Source organism: Agromyces sp. NPDC057679, from assembly GCF_042799635.1.
In the GTDB taxonomy this organism is placed as follows: domain Bacteria; phylum Actinomycetota; class Actinomycetes; order Actinomycetales; family Microbacteriaceae; genus Agromyces.
Genome location: NZ_JBHVIK010000004.1, coordinates 372315 through 389232, shown reverse-complemented (window position 1 = coordinate 389232; position 16918 = coordinate 372315). Strand labels below are relative to the sequence as shown.

The 16918-nt window shown below is 66.2% G+C and carries 24 protein-coding genes; 7 read left to right on the top strand and 17 right to left on the bottom strand.

Annotation, left to right across the window (positions count from 1 at the left end; translation table 11 throughout):
• Nucleotides 1-19 precede the first annotated feature (19 nt).
• From ACFVAJ_RS18810 to ACFVAJ_RS18790, 5 genes are all read left to right on the top strand, one after another.
• Complete coding sequence (locus tag ACFVAJ_RS18810) at nt 20-361, top strand: hypothetical protein (RefSeq protein WP_376946900.1); 342 nt, start codon at nt 20-22, stop codon at nt 359-361.
• 177 nt (nt 362-538) lie between these two features.
• Nucleotides 539-964 (top strand): LexA family protein, encoded by a 426-nt coding sequence (locus ACFVAJ_RS18805; RefSeq protein ID WP_376947071.1) that lies wholly within the window; start codon nt 539-541, stop codon nt 962-964.
• Nucleotides 965-982: 18 nt separating this feature from the next.
• The gene (locus ACFVAJ_RS18800) at nt 983-1444 is read left to right on the top strand and encodes a hypothetical protein (protein WP_376946898.1); all 462 of its coding nucleotides are present in this window, start codon (nt 983-985) and stop codon (nt 1442-1444) included.
• Nucleotides 1445-1469: 25 nt separating this feature from the next.
• Nucleotides 1470-2759, top strand: coding sequence for a Y-family DNA polymerase (locus ACFVAJ_RS18795; protein WP_376946896.1), 1290 nt, complete (start codon nt 1470-1472; stop codon nt 2757-2759).
• A 116-nt stretch (nt 2760-2875) separates the two neighbouring features.
• Complete coding sequence (locus ACFVAJ_RS18790; RefSeq protein ID WP_376946894.1) at nt 2876-4039, top strand: chondroitinase-B domain-containing protein; 1164 nt, start codon at nt 2876-2878, stop codon at nt 4037-4039.
• 35 nt (nt 4040-4074) lie between these two features.
• Here the strand turns inward: ACFVAJ_RS18790 and ACFVAJ_RS18785 are convergent, their stop codons facing one another.
• The 9 genes from ACFVAJ_RS18785 to ACFVAJ_RS18745 form a co-directional block, all read right to left on the bottom strand.
• The gene (locus tag ACFVAJ_RS18785) at nt 4075-4779 is read right to left on the bottom strand and encodes a hypothetical protein (RefSeq protein WP_376946892.1); all 705 of its coding nucleotides are present in this window, start codon (nt 4777-4779) and stop codon (nt 4075-4077) included.
• A 52-nt stretch (nt 4780-4831) separates the two neighbouring features.
• Nucleotides 4832-5575: a hypothetical protein gene (locus ACFVAJ_RS18780; protein ID WP_376946890.1), complete on the bottom strand. Its 744-nt coding sequence runs from the start codon at nt 5573-5575 to the stop codon at nt 4832-4834.
• An 80-nt stretch (nt 5576-5655) separates the two neighbouring features.
• Nucleotides 5656-6150, bottom strand: a complete 495-nt coding sequence (locus ACFVAJ_RS18775; protein WP_376946888.1) for a hypothetical protein — start codon at nt 6148-6150, stop codon at nt 5656-5658.
• A gap of 25 nt (nt 6151-6175) precedes the next feature.
• The gene (locus ACFVAJ_RS18770) at nt 6176-6472 is read right to left on the bottom strand and encodes a hypothetical protein (protein WP_376946886.1); all 297 of its coding nucleotides are present in this window, start codon (nt 6470-6472) and stop codon (nt 6176-6178) included.
• A 97-nt stretch (nt 6473-6569) separates the two neighbouring features.
• The gene (locus ACFVAJ_RS18765) at nt 6570-6839 is read right to left on the bottom strand and encodes a hypothetical protein (protein WP_376946884.1); all 270 of its coding nucleotides are present in this window, start codon (nt 6837-6839) and stop codon (nt 6570-6572) included.
• A gap of 36 nt (nt 6840-6875) precedes the next feature.
• Nucleotides 6876-7649, bottom strand: a complete 774-nt coding sequence (locus tag ACFVAJ_RS18760) for a hypothetical protein (RefSeq protein ID WP_376946882.1) — start codon at nt 7647-7649, stop codon at nt 6876-6878.
• A 289-nt stretch (nt 7650-7938) separates the two neighbouring features.
• A complete protein-coding gene (locus ACFVAJ_RS18755; RefSeq protein WP_376946880.1) occupies nt 7939-8832 on the bottom strand; it encodes a hypothetical protein in 894 nt (297 codons plus the stop codon).
• A 28-nt stretch (nt 8833-8860) separates the two neighbouring features.
• Nucleotides 8861-10018, bottom strand: a complete 1158-nt coding sequence (locus ACFVAJ_RS18750) for a M23 family metallopeptidase (protein WP_376946878.1) — start codon at nt 10016-10018, stop codon at nt 8861-8863.
• Between the two features lie 239 nt (nt 10019-10257).
• Nucleotides 10258-10920: a hypothetical protein gene (locus ACFVAJ_RS18745; RefSeq protein ID WP_376946876.1), complete on the bottom strand. Its 663-nt coding sequence runs from the start codon at nt 10918-10920 to the stop codon at nt 10258-10260.
• Here ACFVAJ_RS18745 and ACFVAJ_RS18740 point away from each other — a divergent pair.
• Nucleotides 10907-11551 carry a hypothetical protein gene (locus tag ACFVAJ_RS18740; protein ID WP_376946874.1) on the top strand — a complete coding sequence of 215 codons (645 nt, stop codon included), beginning with the start codon at nt 10907-10909 and terminating at the stop codon, nt 11549-11551. The genes ACFVAJ_RS18745 and ACFVAJ_RS18740 overlap by 14 nt on opposite strands.
• A gap of 8 nt (nt 11552-11559) precedes the next feature.
• Here ACFVAJ_RS18740 and ACFVAJ_RS18735 read toward each other — a convergent pair whose 3' ends face one another.
• Nucleotides 11560-12678: an AI-2E family transporter gene (locus ACFVAJ_RS18735; RefSeq protein ID WP_376946872.1), complete on the bottom strand. Its 1119-nt coding sequence runs from the start codon at nt 12676-12678 to the stop codon at nt 11560-11562.
• A gap of 69 nt (nt 12679-12747) precedes the next feature.
• Here ACFVAJ_RS18735 and ACFVAJ_RS18730 point away from each other — a divergent pair, with 69 nt between their 5' ends.
• Nucleotides 12748-13119: a hypothetical protein gene (locus ACFVAJ_RS18730; protein WP_376946870.1), complete on the top strand. Its 372-nt coding sequence runs from the start codon at nt 12748-12750 to the stop codon at nt 13117-13119.
• 65 nt (nt 13120-13184) lie between these two features.
• Here ACFVAJ_RS18730 and ACFVAJ_RS18725 read toward each other — a convergent pair whose 3' ends face one another.
• The 7 genes from ACFVAJ_RS18725 to ACFVAJ_RS18695 form a co-directional block, all read right to left on the bottom strand.
• Nucleotides 13185-13553, bottom strand: coding sequence for a hypothetical protein (locus ACFVAJ_RS18725; protein ID WP_376946868.1), 369 nt, complete (start codon nt 13551-13553; stop codon nt 13185-13187).
• A complete protein-coding gene (locus tag ACFVAJ_RS18720; protein WP_376946866.1) occupies nt 13550-14443 on the bottom strand; it encodes a hypothetical protein in 894 nt (297 codons plus the stop codon). The genes ACFVAJ_RS18725 and ACFVAJ_RS18720 overlap by 4 nt, the downstream gene beginning before the upstream one ends.
• Nucleotides 14444-14521: 78 nt before the next feature.
• A complete protein-coding gene (locus ACFVAJ_RS18715) occupies nt 14522-14650 on the bottom strand; it encodes a hypothetical protein (protein WP_376946864.1) in 129 nt (42 codons plus the stop codon).
• Nucleotides 14647-15447 carry a hypothetical protein gene (locus ACFVAJ_RS18710; RefSeq protein WP_376946862.1) on the bottom strand — a complete coding sequence of 267 codons (801 nt, stop codon included), beginning with the start codon at nt 15445-15447 and terminating at the stop codon, nt 14647-14649. The genes ACFVAJ_RS18715 and ACFVAJ_RS18710 overlap by 4 nt, the downstream gene beginning before the upstream one ends.
• A 65-nt stretch (nt 15448-15512) precedes the next feature.
• On the bottom strand, nt 15513-16100 hold the full coding sequence (locus ACFVAJ_RS18705; protein WP_376946861.1) for a hypothetical protein: 588 nt from the start codon (nt 16098-16100) through the stop codon (nt 15513-15515).
• 76 nt (nt 16101-16176) lie between these two features.
• Nucleotides 16177-16443, bottom strand: a complete 267-nt coding sequence (locus ACFVAJ_RS18700; RefSeq protein WP_376946859.1) for a hypothetical protein — start codon at nt 16441-16443, stop codon at nt 16177-16179.
• A 21-nt stretch (nt 16444-16464) separates the two neighbouring features.
• Complete coding sequence (locus tag ACFVAJ_RS18695; protein ID WP_376946857.1) at nt 16465-16908, bottom strand: hypothetical protein; 444 nt, start codon at nt 16906-16908, stop codon at nt 16465-16467.
• Nucleotides 16909-16918 lie beyond the last annotated feature (10 nt).

Sequence of the window (16918 nt, the reverse complement as noted above, 5' to 3'; positions counted from 1 at the left end):
CCCCGAACACGATCGCGAAGTGACGATCGACGACGTCATCGACTACATGGAGGCGACCGACGCCGAATCGTGGTGCGTCGACGTCGTCCGAACCGAGGACGGCGCCGGCAACTGCTTCTTCGGTCACCTGTTCGGCATGGGCCGAGACCAGCAGGAGTCGAACCTGCTATGGGAATGGTTCGAGGAGTGCTGGTCGACGACGTACGCCGTCTACCCGGTGAACGACGGGAAGAACCCCGAGTATCAGCAGCCGAACCCTCGAGACCGAGTGGTTGCGTACCTCCGCGCGCTCCGGGACGGCGACGAGCTGACGACTCCGGAGTCGATGGAGCGGGACTACCTGGCGTCGATCGCCGCCTGACCCGACACCGGCGGGTCTCGGCGAAACTTCCTCCGCTGGTACTTTCGGCCGGTGGGAGCCGACATCCGCTGTCGCGCTGGTGGATTCTGGGCTTCTCGCGGCTGTTCGGCGACGCCGCACCGTCGTACACTCGAAACTATCTTCGAAACTTGGAGGTGGTGAGCAGTGCTTGTCGACATCCGGCCGATCAGCGACACTCAGCTCGCCAGGCTCCGCACGATCTTCGTCGCACCCATCGCGGTGCCGGCAGGCTTTCCGAGCCCTGCCCAGGACTACTACAACGGCCCGATCGACCTGAACGAGCACCTCATCGTCGATCCGACCGCCACGTTCATCGTCCGGGTCGCTGGGGACTCGATGATCGGCGCCGGCATCTACGACGGCGACGAAGTGATCGTCGACAGGTCGCTCACCGCAGGTGACGGGTCGGTTGTCGTCGCGATCCTCGACGGGGAGCTCACCTTGAAACGGATCCGCCGCGGCCGTGACGGACGGGTGCGGCTGCAGTCCGAGAACCCCGCCTACCCGGACATCGAGATCCCCGAGTTCGCGAGCCTCGAAGTGTGGGGCGTCGTCACCCGGTGCCTTCACCATGTCGTCTGAGCAGGGCAGGATCAGAGCATGACGCGCACCTTCACCCGCACTCTCCTCGCCGCCGGCGCCGCGATCGCTGCAACATCAGGAATCACCGGATGTTCGGCCAGCGAAGCAGCAGCACCCGAGCGGGAGCAGTTCGACGTCGTCGGGATGATCACCGGCCCGTCGGACTGGACGGAGGACGCGAATTGCACCATCACTCTTGGAGGGCACGGGCCGACGCTCGGCAACGGCGCTGAGCCTGCCGTCTTCTACTACAAGTCGCAGACGGTCGGTGTGATGACCTTCGGCGCGTTCGCCCCGGACGGCACTTGCCAGATCAAGTACTCAGTCACCGGCGTCCCGATCCAAGGAGCCAAGAGCTACTACCTGCATTTCGACGACGAGCTCGTAGTTGGGCTCAACCCGAGCAGGGACGCAGTGAACGGGGTCATCAAGCTCGACTTCACCGTCGACGAACTCGGGTTCCTCGAGGAGGTTCAGTGACCGTCCACTCCCCCGGCCGCGGAAGATGACGGCGAAGTCGCCGCGCCGAGTGCTGCTCGTCGACGTCAACAACTGCTTCGTCTCCTGCGAACGTGTGTTCGACCCGAAGCTCCGCGAAGTCCCTGCGGTCGTCCTGTCGAACAACGACGGCTGCGTGGTCGCCCGCTCCCCCGAAGCGAAAGCGCTCGGCGTCCAGATGGGAGACCCCTGGTTCAAGCTCGAGAACCAGGCACGGGTGTGGGGCATGGTCGCCCGCAGTTCGAACTACGAGCTCTACGGGTCGTTGTCGGCGAAGGTCATGGCCATCCTGGGGCGGTTCATGGCGGAGTTGTCGATCTACAGCATCGATGAGGCGTTCGGCGTGCTCCGCGGCACCACCGAAGAGCTCACCGAGACCGCCAGGACGATCAAAGAGACCATCCTGAAGCATGTCGGCCTGCCCGTCTGCGTCGGGATCGCGAGCACGAAGACCCTCGCGAAGATCGCAAACCACGGGGCGAAGAAGCACCCGCAGCTCGGCGGCGTCTGCCACTGGGACGCGTACCCGGAGGAGCAGCAGGACCGGATCCTGGAATCGCTCGAGGTGGACGAGGTGTGGGGCGTCGCCGGCAGAACGAAGAAGCGTCTCGCGATGCTCGACATCCACACCGTCCGCGACCTGAAGTACGCCGACCCGCAACTCATCAGGAAGAAGTTCTCCGTCGTCCTGCAACGCACCGTGTACGAACTCCGCGGGACGCCGGCAGTCCCGGACGACGTCGAACGGAAGACGAAGGAGCAGTTGATCTTCAGCCGGATGCTCGGCGCCCCGGCGACCACCACCGCGGAAGTTGAGCAGGTCCTGTCCGTCTACACGCAACGCGCCGCGTACCGGCTCCGGAAGCAAGGATCCGTCGCGAAGCATCTGCAGGTGTTCGCGTCCACGTCGGCGTTCGCGGACGGGCCCCGTTCAGCGCCGTACGTCTCCGTGTCCCTCACCCAGCCGACCGATGACCCGATCACGCTCACGAAATCGGCGATCGCTGCGCTCAGCCCGCACATCGAACCGGGGATGAAGTACAACCGTGCCGGGATCATCCTCACCGGCATCACTCAGAAAACCTCCCACCAGTACCTCGATCCGTTCGTCGCCCCGTTCGAGCATCGCGGGCTCGGGGACACGATCGACCGGGTGAACCGGAGGCACGGCGATCGGGCGCTCGGGCTCGGTCTTGCCGGGCTGAAGGACGGGCCGGTGTGGCAGATGCGCCGGGCGATGCTGTCGCCGCGCGTGACGACGCACTGGGATGAGCTGGCGGTCGTGAAAGCAAGCTGACGCGGCTGCCAGCAGAACTCCTGCTGTTTGCCGCATGTCTGGGGAACATGAAGCCTGCGTGGCAGTCAGCAGCTCGAGCGTCACTCTGTGCACTCCTGGTCGTCACCGCATCGGTCATGGGGGCAACATCAGCTTCAGCGGCCACTGCACCGAAACCCGGGCCCGCCATCTCCATCGGCGCCACCACCCTCGCGAAACCGGCACCCGGCGGCCGGTACGTGTACGTGGCGGCCAACGGGACGAACAAGACCGCGAACGGCACCGACCGCAGGTACTGCATCGACAGCGGATGGCTGGTGTCGAAGCCGGCGTACTGCCCGGCGCCTGACATCTCGCACCCGCTCGCCACCGTCGACTACGGGGTGAAGGTCGCCCAACCAGGAGACGTCATCGTCATCCGCGGCGGCGCCTACAAGGGAAGTGCCGGATACGCAGCAAGGGCTGGCACAGCGAGCAAACCGATCGTCCTCCAGGCTGCGCCGAAGGAGACGGTCACGTTCGCCGGCCAGTTCGCGCTGAAGTCAGCCGACTACTGGACGATCACCGGCATCCACTTCAAGTACGACAAGACCCACACCACCGGCAAGCAGGTCGTGGCGATGTACGGCGGCCGCAACTGGAAGTTCATCGGCAACGAGATCTCCGGCACCACCGGATACGCGAACCTGATGATCCGCGAGAACGACGCGAAGGTCGGCAAGGGATCCACGGCGGAACGAACCGCCGCAGCCCCGCAGTCGTACCTGGTCGCAAGGAACTGCATCCGCGACAACATCGGCAAGAAGGCCGGTGAGCACAACATGTACCACGACATCTACCTGCAGCCCACCCTGTACTCGAAGGGCGGGATCGTGGAACGGAACCTGCTTTCCGGTGCTCCGGAAGGCGCGAACCTGAAGGTCAGCGGGTCCACCGTCACCGGCAGCGCGAACGACGTGATCGTCCGGCACAACACGATGGCGTACGGCGCCACCGGAATCGTCACCGGACTGTCGTCCCAGAACATCAACTCGTACGGGAACGCGATCATCGCCCAGCGCGGCGGCGTGAAGACGGACGCCGCCATGAAGACGTACGACGCCGCCAAATCGAAGAACATCGTGTTCAACAACAACCTGGTCAGCGGCTACGCCAAGACGACGATCCAGTCGCCGAAAGACCGGCCGATGACCGTGAAGAACACAACCGTGAAGACGGTGAAGACCACCGGGACAGGCTGCTCGCTTCGGTTGGCCGACCCGGCTGTGGCTGCGAAGTTCGGAATGCAGGCGGCCGGGTAGCTCCGCGAAACTGGCGCCGCGCCATCTGGGCAGGTTCAGTGGCGGCGGAAGAGGCGGCTGAACCAGCCGGACTGTTCACGGTGCGCGGCTGCCTCAGGTTCGTCTGCCGGCTGCTGGGCCGCCGACTCGGTGACTTCCGCAGCTCGGCGCTCCCGGTATCGGCGATCAAGCTCGGCGTACGCTTCCGCGAACAGCTCGTCGGTGTCCTCCTCCGACCATCGGCACGGCGCAGCGAGGTACGCGTCGTCTTCGTCGAGGTCGGGGTTCGCGGCTGCGGTCTTCGCGACGGAAGCTTCAGTCACCAGTTCGAGCAGGTGGAGCGCCTGCCGCATGTGCATCCTGCCGTGCTCTTGCCGCCGCAGCTCTTCTTCGGTCTTGGCGCCGTCGTATTCGAACGTCGCCTCGACGATCGCCGCGGCTCGGATGATCCTGGCGGATGCACGACGGACAGCCTCGAAGGTTTCGTCGGCGATCGCTTCCACATCCCCGGGCTCGCCGGGCTGCAGCGAACCGCCGAGCTCCCACCAGGCATCCGATACGTCGGTCGGGTCGTCAGCCGAGTCGAGCTTCGCGAGGGCGTCCGCAAGCGAGGGCCCGAGAACTGCCCGCCGCTGTGAAGCCTTCCGGCAGTCAGGTGTCCCGAAGCGATGCCACGCTCGCGGGCACTCAGGGTTGCGGCACGCCACAGATCCGCGCGGGATGCTAGGGCTGGCGCTGACGTTTGGGTTCACAGGAGACAAGTATGCGGCGCGCGCACGCACACGTGTTCGGCGAGGGCATGTAAGCCCTTGACTAGGCCGCGCTGATCGTCCCGCCGCCCGCTTCGATGATCTCGCGGAGGACTTCCGTGAAGTCGAAGTCTTCCGCGGCGATCGAGATTGATCGGGTGCTCGAGCCGATGTAGACCCGCGCGGTCGGCGGCACCGCTTGTGAGCAGTAGCATTCAGGGTCCCTTCCGCCGCAGCAGGCGTACCCTTCGTCGTACTCGAACTCGACGGTGACGGTCGACACGTCGACGGTCACGATCGACTCATCGAAGTCGTCGCGGGCCCAGTACTTCTGGATCCGCTTCGCGCCCCAGGCACGGAGCGCGTCCTCGTAGGGAATCGGTGTCGGTGTCGCGGCCGGCGGTTCTGCAGAGACGGGTTCCACGATGTCGACTTGGTCGGCGACCGGCTCCATCACGGCGGCGATCTCCTCGCGGGGCGGCCACATGGTCGCATAGGCCCAGCTTCCTTTGATTCGGTTCGCTTTCGTGAGACGAAGCGTCCACCCGTTCGGGGTGGCAACCCCACGGTCGTAGTCGTCGTCTGTGAAGACCGGAAGCTCTCTGTCCGCGGACTCCAGCGTGCCAAGCAGGATGAGCACCCTGTCGGAGGGCTTGCCGGCAGCGACTCGGTTGACGCTGATCTTCTTCGATTCGGCGCTGACACCCTCCTGGTACCCGCCAACGTTGACGACGATGCACGGACGAAGGGGTCGCGCTGAGAGCTGGAACGCGTAGAGCTCTCCGGCTTCCAGATCGTTGATGTTCATGGGGCACCTGGGGGCTTTCCGGCGCCGGGCTCTTCGCCGGCGTCTGCTTCTTGCTCAACCCATGCGCGGGCGGTCTCGCGTCAGTTGCGATCCCATCCGCGGTGCAGCGTGTATCCGTTGGATCCCCAGCCGCCGAGCAGCTGCTCGCTCGTGCAGTCGATGAAGTCGTCGTTGTCGGCGAGCGGGATCCAGCGGTCGCCCATGCGCATGATCGGCGATGCCCACCCCTTTTCGTCGACGGACACGATCACCGTGTAGCGCGGCAACGAGTCGACTTCGGCGGCAGTCGTGAGGACGGCGCCGGGGTCACGCGGATCCCAGGCGACGGAGATGTGCCGGCGGTCACGGACCGCGGCGATCAGCCAGAGGCGTTCGTGCGGGTAGGTGCGGTCGTCCGGTTCCTCGGGGTTCAGGAGGCTCCAGTTCCCGAGGCTCAGCTGGTAGACCGATTTCCGGACGATCCACCCGGTTTGCGACCAGAGCACGCAGATGGTGCCGTCTTCGAGGCCCTCGAAGATCTCCTTCGAGATGATCTTGTCGGTGGCGTCCTGGTCGAGTTCTGTGGTGTCGCTCATGCGGTCTTCATGCGCGGATTCCCGGTCAGTCGTGTGCGCGCTTCGGCTTCGTCCAGTCGACGTCGAGGAGGATTCTGCCGGCGACTGCGACCGTCCAGATGCTAGCCGCCACGATGCCTACCGGCCGCCAGTCAGCGGCGACGACAAGCCAGATTGCGCCCGCAGAGAGCACGCCGGAGACGTGGACCACGATCGCGGCAGCACGGCGCTTCCGGGCGTCCTTTCGGAGCGACCAGTTGGCCATCCTGATCGTGGCGAAGAGGTTCACGGCGAGCAGGGCGCCGTAGACGGCGATGAGCGAGATCGTGTAGGCGGGGTTCACGGGGAGGTCATGCGCGGGCCCGGGGTCCAGCCGGACAAACGAAACGCGGCCACCCTCGTGATGAGAGCGGCCGCGATGCGGTGGGACTGTTCGACGATCAGGCGGTGCGACGCGCTCGGATGACCGTCACCGCGAAGATCGCGGCGATGACCACGGTGAACATGATCGCGTAAAGCTCGGTGCCGCGGTCGAAGGCGATGACCTTCACCCACTGGGCGATGATGCTGACCGGCAGCGCGGCGATCAGGGCGACCTTCAGGTTGCGCTTCGTCTTCGAGCCGTCCTCAGCGCGGGTGCCGAGGAAGTAGAGCACCGCGGGAACGCCGATGGTGATGAGCGCGAACGCGCTGTCGATGAGGATGTTCATGATCTCTTCCATGAAAGATACATGCGCGGAACCTACCTAAAAGCGCCGTTTCGCTCGGATCACCGTGATGTCGCCGTGCGGGAATCGATGCGGAGGCTGAGGCTTCCTGGCGTGGATTCCCTCTTCGACCCATGGTTCAAGGTCCGTCATTCGTGCAGCGTTCAGTTCGGCGCCGTCGCTCGCGATGACGATCTCGTCCACCTCGAACGCGTACAGGCTCGCGGAGACGAACTTCGCCGCCCTGTCGAGCCCGAGTGTCGGGTACCGCCACAGGGTCAGGTCGTCGAGCTCGATCTCCTGATGTTTCCACCAGGCGTGAGCGCCGTCTTGAGCTGGGCCGGCGGCCATGACCGCTTGGCCCTCGTCGGTGAGCATGTGATGCGGGAAGAGGTTCACCCACTCTCCACCGGTGTTCGCCCACACCTCGCAGTCCGCTGCTCGGTACCCGGTGATCTCGTCGAACCCGAGCTCGACCGCGGCAGCGGCGACAAGTCCGGACCGGTGCCGGTACGGTTCGTCGGGCCGGTGGATCTTGGAGGTGGCGACCGCGAACGCTTTCGGCATCGGGTTTTCTCGGAGCGCCTGGACGGTGACCTCGAGCGCATCCCGCGTGCGGGCCTCCCCTTCCAGATGGGCGTAGTTCACCGCGCCGTCCAGAACGGCAATCGTCCGATCCGTGACGACGGTCCGGTCGAACGACTCGGCCTCCGGGTTCACCGGCTCTTCCCAGGCGGTGATGTCCCAGTATTCGAGCTGATGGGCGGTTCTGGTGAGCGCACCGCACCCGACATCCGTGGTGGCGTTCAGCATGAGACTGCCGTTCCGTCGGGGATCGCTGCGGTCAGGGCTTGCTTACAGTCCGGGCAGATCTTCGAGGTGCCGAGGTCATCCCAGCCGACGGCGAGCGGGCCCTCGAGTTCGGTGGGTTCCGTTTCGTACTGCATGGGAACGTACGCTTCATCACCGCACCCGCTACAACTGGCCCGCATCATCTTCTTTCATTCGGTTGTGCGGGGTGTTCGCTCGCGGTGTATCTGCGAGAGGCTTCTTGCTTACCCATGCCGCCGACACCGCAATTGCGAGCTGGCGGCAGTGAGGGTCAGAGTTCGATCGCGGCCGCGGCGACGAGATTCACCGTCATCCCTGCGAGGGTGACCTTGCAAAGGTCAGCGCCGCCGACTGGGCCGGTCTCTGATCGCGCGTCTGCGAGGAGGCTGGTGAGCGCCTCCAGGTTGTAGAGGCCGTCCACGACGTCTCCATCCCGGGTGGCATTGCCGTCCTCGTCGATTTGGACGATGACGTCGCCGTTCCCGTCAGTGATCGAGACAGGGTCATACCCGAGCTCCGTCGGGTAGGCGTGGAGGGTCGCACCGTCGGGTACGGCGCGGAGGACCTGGCCGGCAAGCTTCTTCGCCGCCGCGGCCTGGATCCTGGACGACGCTTCGTACCGCGCGGTCAACGCATCGTTGAGTTCAAGATCGACGTCAACCTTGGACGTTCCGCCGGTCGCGAGGTTGAGGAGCTTCGCGTAGACCGTCTTCTCCTGCGCGGCGTTGGTCTCGTAGTTACTGACGAGGCTGCTCGTGCGGACGAGGGCGACCTTAGCCCAACTGGATGCCAGGGCTCGGTCGACGGCCGACCAGTCGGGGCAGTCAGCGTCATCGGTGTAGTGGAGGTCGTACAGGCTGCAGTGCGGTCCGTCGTTCTCGTCGCCGCTGATCCAGAAGCTGTCGGCACCGCTGGTGATGGTGAGCATCGGCTCACCGTCGTCGTCGTAGTCCCATTCGACGACCGGTTCCGGAAGCGTCGCCGGCCATTCGGGAAGCTCGGGCAGGTAGTCGAGGCGGAGTTCGTACTTTCCGACCCTCGCTGTGACAGGCGTGGCGGGTGTCGCGGTGAGCGATACTTCTGCGCTGCTCAGCTGCTTCTCCGAGAACCGGCCAGGGTTCGTGTGGTGGCCGCGCGGGTGGAGGGATTCGTCGAACGAGTTCATGTGGTCTTGAGTGTGCGGGCGATGCCGCTCAGCCGATGCTCGACCCCATCGCAGCCATGAACGGTTGCGGGTCGATGAGGTTCCCGTTCTGGTACACCTCGAAGTGAAGGTGGCAGCCGTCGGAAGCTCCGGTCGTGCCGCTGATGGCGACCTGCTGCCCGGTGCTCACCTGCTGGCCCGGGTAGACGAGGAACCCGCCCGGGGCGATGTGCGCATACCCGGTCTGCAGGCCGTCGCCGTGGTCGATGAGGACGAAGTTGCCGTGGGTGCCGTCGTAATCGGCGTACACGACGGTGCCGCGGCGGGCGGCAAGGATCGGTGCGTCGCAGCCGGTGGCGACGTCGGTGCCGCGATGGAACGGCGACGAGCAACCCTCGTCGGAGCAGATGATCTCCCGAGGGCCGAACACGTCGCTAATGCGGCCCTTGCCGGGGTTCTGCCATCGGGCGGCTTCGATCGCGGCGAGACGGGCGGCTTCCTCAGCCTGCTTCCGCGTCTTCTGCTCGACGAGGCGTGTGGCCGCTTCGCTGGCTACACGGTGCGCGGCGTCGTCGACGGATCGTTGGAAGTACGAGGGGTCCTGACCGTCGACGGCGAGGAAGCGGATCTGAGCGAGCACCTGGGCTGCTTCGACCTGCGCTGTCGCGTACTCCTGCTCGGCGGTCTGCTGCGTCTCGGCGGCGAGCTTGACGCGCTCTTCCGGGGTGACCGCCTCGGCCGTTTCACCGGCTGTCGTGCCGTGGTTGGTATCGGCTGTCGCCACCGTCGAGGTCAGCATTCCAGTGCTGGGCCCGCCGATGTTCACTGCGGGGGTGCCGGCGATCGTGTCGAGCTTCTCGGCAGCTGAGGCGGACCTCGAGGCCTCGTCGAGCGCTCCCGGGTCGGGAAGCTCGTAGACGGCGTCGACGAGCGCAGCTGTGGCTGCGTTCGCAACTGCCCGTGCCTCTTCCGCTTTCACGGAGAGCTTGTCGGCGGCGGCCTTCAGCGCGTCGACCTGCTGAGCCTTGATCTCAGGCTGGCCTTTCAGTGCTTCGATCTGCGACCAGGTCGGGCTCTCCTGGACGGTGAAAGCGGTCGTGACCGATTGGGGTGCAGCAGCGGTCAGCGTGAGGGCTGCGGCGGTGACTGCGGTGATCGCGCAGAGCTTCTTGGCGGGGGTGTTCAGTGCGTTGTGGTTCGGTTTCACCTAGACCACATGCGCGGGCCCATCGTGCCGGGGGGCGGAAAGGCGCCCGGGAGGTGGTCCACGGGCGCCTTTCGGGAGCAGATTCATCGGCGGCCGCACGCTGTGCTCGAGGAGGTCCGACGCACTGTTGGGAACTGCTCCGAGCGTGGGTCTTCTGGCCTCGCAGTGATGTGCGGTGCTGGCCGTTCCCGGCCCTTCCTGGCCGTGAGGCGAGGATCACCGGGGAGGCATGCGGCAGGTCAGCGGAGCTTGTCCGCGATCCGTTCGATCGCGGGGAGGATCTCCTCGTCGAACAGTGCGGTGATCTGCTCCGGGGTGAGGTCCCCGAGACCGTTCACGCCGCGGCGCCGGCCGACGTTCTCGAGGATGCCGGGCATAATGTGCTCGAGGTTCGCCGCCTTCGCAGTGCGCTTGACGGCGACGCGTTCCTCGAGCAGGTCGAGGACGTCGTCGTGTGCTGGTTCGTGCTGCGGGATGTCGAGCAAGAAACGACCGGTGGGTGTCTCCGACAGCTCTGGGCGTCGCCGTGCGCCGTCGTATCCGGTGATCAGGTCTGGCTCGAACTCGTCAAGCTCGCCCATACCCAAGCTGACTCGCTCGCCGTCTGCGTCGAACGCACGGAACACCCTCATCCCGGCGCCGTGAGGGTCGAGCTGCACGCTCGTCACGTTCGGGTAGGCGTCCCGCACTGCCGCGCGGAAGCGCGCGATTTGGAACGACTGCGCGCGCTCCTCCGCATCGTTGAACTCGTCGTAGGCGTCGTCGAGGAGGCCCTGGTAGCGGTCGAGGAGGTCGGGCTGTTCGGTGAGGATGCCGGCCTCCGCCGGCGTCTGCCCCTTGTCCTGGAACTGGCCGGTTGTGGTGGAGTGATGGTTGCCTGCGGCGTCGGTGGTGAAAGTCATGCGGTTCTGTGTGTGCGGCGCCGCATGTCTTCCAGGTATGCCCCCGCAAGCTGTCACCGCGAAGGATGTCCTCACCGCTGTCCGCAGGAAACACGCGAAGGATGCGGTCGTCCGTGAGGTCGTTGTCGACGACCCGTTCCATCAGGCGATCCTGAACCGGTGGCGGCTCACTGGCTCGTCCGCGGAGTACTGGGAGTCGCGGATCGACCCGGCTGAGGTGGCGCCGTCGATCCCTGACGGGTGGACTCCGGTGGATGCTGTGCCGCAGCGGAGGATCGACGCGCTCATCGTGACGTCGAGGATGCTCACCGCGGTGGAGATCAAGGTCACGAGGGCTGACTTCCGCAGGGACACCGACGAGAAGCGCAGGGCGTGGCAGCTGTTCAGCCACCGGTTCGTGTATGCCGTCCCGAAGGGTCTTGTCACACCGGATGAGGTGCCGGCGTCGTGCGGGCTGTGGGAGTTCGACCCGGAGTTGTTCGACCCGCGCCGCCCGAAACAGCACGGGCTGACGACGACGAAGAAGGCGGTGATGAACCGGGCCCCGGCACCGCTCCCAGACCAGGTGTTCATCTCCCTCGCGCACCGGGTGTCGCGGTACGAGACGAAAGAGGAACGCCGCGCGGCGTAACCGAGACGTCACCGGCCCTCCTGCCTCGGCAGCACCACCTTCTCCGCGACGATGATCAGCGACGCGGCGACTGGGATCGCGACGAGCGCGCCGAGGATCCCGCCGAGGGTGCCGCCGGCAACCGCGGCGACCACGACGACCGCGCCGGGCACAGCGACCGCTTTCCCCATGATCTTCGGGCTCAGCAGGTACGCGTCGACCTGCGCGTACACGAGGAAGAACACCCCGGCGGCGATCGCGGTTGCAGGTGACGCGAACAGGCACACGACCGTGGCGATGCCCGCCCCGGTGATCGTCCCGACTAGCGGGATGAGCGCGCACACCGCGAAGATCGCCGCGAGAAGGACCGGTTCCGGCGCACCGATCATGCTGAGGAATGCGAGAGCGGCGATGCCGCCGATGACAGCGAGGCTGACCTGGCCGGCGACGTACCGGCCGACAGCGCCGGTCACCTCTTCGGTGACTTCGAGGTAGGTGGTGCGCGCGGACGCCGGGACGAACCGGGCCGCGTACCGCTTCATCTGGTCGATGGACGCGAGGAAGTACAAGGTGAGGATGAGGACGATGATCGCGCCGGTGAACCCGCCGGCGATGCCGGCGCCGATGGAGAAGATTCCGCCGCCGATCGAAGTGAGCGTCTTCGGGTCGGCGAGCATCTGCCCGGCCGTTTCGAGGGTGTCACGGATCGCGTGGTCGCCGCCGAGACCTGACGCCCACCTGACGAGCTCGGAGTCGCGGACCCCTTCGACGATCTTCGGCCAGTCTTCGACGGACTGGATGAGAACAGGGACGACGGTGGCGATCAGGGCGACGAACACTCCGACCGCGGCGCCGAACACGATGAGGATCGCGACGGGGCGTTTGAGGTTCCGCCGTTGCAGCCAGCTGACGGCGGGGTCGAGGCCGAGCGCGAGGAACAGAGCGAGCGACACGTAGACGAACACGGTGCCGAGCTGGGTGACCATGCCGCCGAGCATGATGGCGAGGAGGACTCCGATCGCGCCGGTGAACCCGATCCGGAAGGCGTTGACCTTCAGCTCGAGCGGTTCGTTCTGCTCTCCGGCAGGGCGGGTTCGGAGTGGGCGGAAGCTGACGATGACGGGCTCCTTCGTTCGCGGGCTCGTCAATGAGGCATGCGGCAGCCGATCCCAGGTCCCGCGCATGTGGCGGATGACACCGATCGGAAGGAACCGAACATGCACATCCTGGTCTCCGCCAAGGGCGAGAAGGACAGCGACTTCAGCTGGACGAACGACCGCGAGCTCGTCTTCCCCGTGTTCTCCTGCGGCAACTGCCTCCGAGACCCTGAGGCCGGCTGCGGGTGCGGTCGAAGCTTCATGGGAATCGAGTCGGGAAAGTTGACGACCACCGCTGTCATCGTCGACTCGCCGATCACCGAGGACCTCGTGACCGCGGAGTTCGTGCAGGAAGCCGCGAAGCGCGGCTGGCCGGCCCGGATCGCGACGGAGTGGGCGGAGGAGATGCTTTCGGCGGCCGCCCGGTTCGCCGTGGGCGATGTCGTCGAGCGCCGCCTGGACGTGATCTCGACCCGCGAGCTCGTCGGCTGAACAAGCCACGCACGAAAGAGGCCAGACCCTGTGGGTCTGGCCTCTTCTGGTTTCCGGTCCCGCGCTCAGCCGCGCAGGTCGAGGTAGAAGATCTCGTCATTGCCGCCGAACCCTGGATGCCCGAGCTGACGCTCGAACGGCGGGTTCTTGAAGTCGGCTTCCCGTTCGAGCAGGTGTCCGAGCGCGTTCGCGGTGAACGACGTCGTGATGGTGTTCCCGTGCTCGTCGAGGAGCGCTTCCGCGCCACGGTGGTCCGGGTCGAACTCGTTGGCGCCGACAACCAGGGTCGCCGCGTCCGGGTAGCGTTCGCGGAGCTCGGCGCGGAGCTGCGCGATGCGGAGAGCACGTGCGACCCGTGCGGCCTCGGCGGCCCGGACGTCCGCGTTGTCGGCGAGCTTCGCCAGGCGCGCGCTGGACATCGTCTCGGTGCTCATCCTTCGCGCTCCAGTGCGACCATCGCCATGTTGGACGAGTCGCCGTCGATGCAGGTCTGGAACAGCAGGTCGTAGCCGCGGGGTACGTCGCTGATCGAGTCGGTGTGCACGTTCAGGTAGGCGGGGATGCCGACGACACGGTAGAAGCCTTCGAACTGGCCGGTGAAGTGGACGAGGGTGCCGGTCTCCCGCGGGAAGCTGGCGCCGCCGCAGGACCAGTGCTCGGCGACGGTTGCGGTGCCGTACCACTCGGTGATGTCGACGCTGTCGGAGCACGCGTCGATGGCGTCCTGCCAGCCTGCGGTGCGGACGTGCTCGACGTACGCGTTGTCGCGCTCGCGCTGCTTCTCCCAGGCTGCGACGGCCGCGTCGACCTGCTGCTTCGGGGTGTCGAGCGCCGCGACGACGCTCGAGAGCGTGCCGGGGTCCGGGAGGGTCTCCGCTTCGACCTTCTTGGCTGCCGCGCGGAGGTTGTCGGCGTGCTCGAAGAATGAGTCGTCCACCTCGATCGCCTTCGCGACGTCGACGACGGCGCCGGCGTCCTTCTCGACCTCGTCGACGGCGGCACGGGCGGCGGTGATCGCGTCCTGCAGCGTCATTCGTGCTTCCTCGTCGAGGGTTCGGCCCTGCGACTCAGCGAGCTTCTGCTCGGCGTCGGCGAGCTTCGGGAGGACGACGTCACTCGCGGAAGCGGCGACTCGGTCGGCTTCAGCTTCGAGTGCCTGGGTGGCCTGCTTCAGCTCGGCCGACGCAGCGGTGATCTCGGCGTTGTGCTGCTCGAGGTACTGTGCCCCTCCGTAGCAGACGCCGCCTGCAGCGAGCAGGGCGATCGCGCCGGTAGCGGTCCACACGATGGTTCGCCGCTTCGTCGACGATCGAGTGTTGTTCAAGGTGTTCCTCCGGTGTCGTGGTCTTGTCGATCACGACATGCGCGGAGACGCACCTGGTGGTGCCCACCCAGGGAAAGGTCACCAGTCGATCGCGCGGGCCCAGTCGAACAGCCTGGTCAGCGAGAGGCGGATCTTCGCGGCCGGCGTGATGAACTCGTCGGCGTTGAGTTCCTGCTCGAGGTGCGTGGATTGCGGGTCAACTGTCACAGGCTGTTTACTCGAGCCGTGAGAGCGTCCGACCAGCGTTCCGGGAACGTCTGCTTCGTATCCTCGACGAACGGGTGCTCATGCATCCACGAGATGAGGTTGTCGAGGTTGTCGGACCAGTAGTCGTCATGCGGCGGGACGACCTTCTCGATGCAGACGTTGTCCCACCCCTGGCTGCGGTCGGTGACCTTCCAACCTGGGGCGATCTCTGCGAGGGCCGCACCGACCTTCGCGGCGTTGTCGTCGAAGGATCCGGCGAGCTCCTGCTCGAGGTGGGAGAGGTCCTCCCACCGGTAGGCGGTGACGATGACCCCGTCTGCAGAGTTCGGGTCGTCGGGGTTGTCGGCCCCGGTGATGTCGAACCCGTCGACGTGGAGGTCTGCGGTGTCGAAGTCTCCGTTTGCGTGGGAGACCGTGACGATGTCGTTGCTGCTGAGTTCGTCGATGCGGCGCGCGCAGTCGGAGCAGGTGTCCGAGCCCTCAGCTTTGTCCTGCTCGGAGCACATGGTGCAGACCTTCCGGTCTGCGCAGTCGCCGCAGAGGCCGTTCCAGCCCTGTCCGTCGGAGAGGTCGGCCCCGCAGTCGTCGCACATCTCACCACGGCAGTAGTCGCAGTACGGGACACCTTCGAACGCAGTGTCGGACGTCTCGCCGCAGTTGGAGCATTCGGCATCGTCCATGTCGAGTGAGGCTTCCGCTGGGGTGTTCACCTTCCCGGCGAACGCGCCGGCGTTCTGGATGGGGTGACCGTTCGGTCCGGTGACGATGTTCCCGCGGAGCTGGTTGATGTCGTTCATGCCGGAGTATGTGAGCGGCGCCCAGGCTGGGAGGTTGCCTGGGCGCCGCTGGTTCGTGATGGACCTCAGTCGGAGATCTCGTAGATGATGTCGAGCCCGTCGTCGGGGTGGTACGACCAGGAGGCTTCCACCTCGACGTCGCCGTCTTCCCAGGAGTCGGACTGGCGGCCGTCGAGGCTGCGGGTCTCGTACATGAGCTGCTGGGTGGCTGCCGGGGTGCCGGTGGCGCCGATCAGGCAGTCGAGCAGGGCGAGGCTGACGTCACCGGATCCTGCGTCTTCGCCTTCACCGTCGACGATCATCGTCCTGCCGTCGTCTTCGACGCGGACCATCGACTTCGCCTTGCATTCGGCGGCGATGTCGTCGAAGTAGGTCGCTGCGGACGCTTCGGCTGCGCCTGACGATGCGCCGGCGCCGATCGGGATGCCAACGGCGATGCCGACAAGGAGCGCGCCTGCTCCGACCGCGGCGGGCAGGAACCACGGCTGCTTCCACAGCGGGGTAGCAGGCGTCTGCGAGGCCGCAGGACCGGCTTCGGGAGCGGCTCCCGGGTCGGCCGTGACGGGCGCAGCCTGGCCAGCCTCCGTCGGGAGGCTGCTCTCCTGCGGCGCAACTGTCTCTGGGTGTTCCGGCTGCTCAGGTGTGTCGGTCATGAGGCTCCGTTCGGGTGCACGAAACCCCGATGCTATCTACCGGTGGACGCTTGTGGGATTCCCAGATCGGGGGACGTCAGCCGATCGTCGCGATAGACGTCACCTTGCTCGCGCGCCTCGGTGACGGGCCGTCCGGCGTGCCGAGCACCATCTCGAGCGCTTCACCGACGGTGCAGTTGCCGAGCTCGAGGAGCGGCAGCTCTTCACGGTCGCCGAACAGGCCGAGGATCCGGGATCTGGGCTTGCGCTTCACGGTGCCGCGGTCGAGGTCGAGAAGGTACTTCGACCCGGTCTCGGTTGTGACCAGTGCTGTGCCGCCTGAGGTGCGTTCGAGTGTGTCCATGCACCCGTCCATGCGCGGAACTCAGGCGGTCGCGGATCCCAACGTCTCGAACGACCCGTCAGGGCGCTGGATTTGGATGAGTTCGCCGTGCACGATGTACTGCGCTTCGCCGTCTCCGAACAGGATCGCCGGGCCTTCATCGGAGTGCGGGAGTCCTTCGTCGTCGAAGTGGACGGTGGTGCCGTCCTCGAGCTCCTTGCGGAGGAGGGTGCCGCGGTCGTACCAGGACTGTGCGATGTCGGTGTCGAGCGCCGGCCCGTCCTCACGGTGGAGGCGTCCTTCGTCGTCGAACCATCCGACACCGGCCGGGGTCGGCTGCGGGACGGATGTGGAGACGGGTTCGAGGGTCACCTCCGCTGCGGTGTGATGAGCCGTGCCGAACCGTCCGCTGGTGTCGCGTCGGGCTTCGAGCGCGGCGAGGTCTTCGGGGCTGAGGCGCCCGCCGGGTGTCGAAGGGGTGTTCATGCTTCTTGGG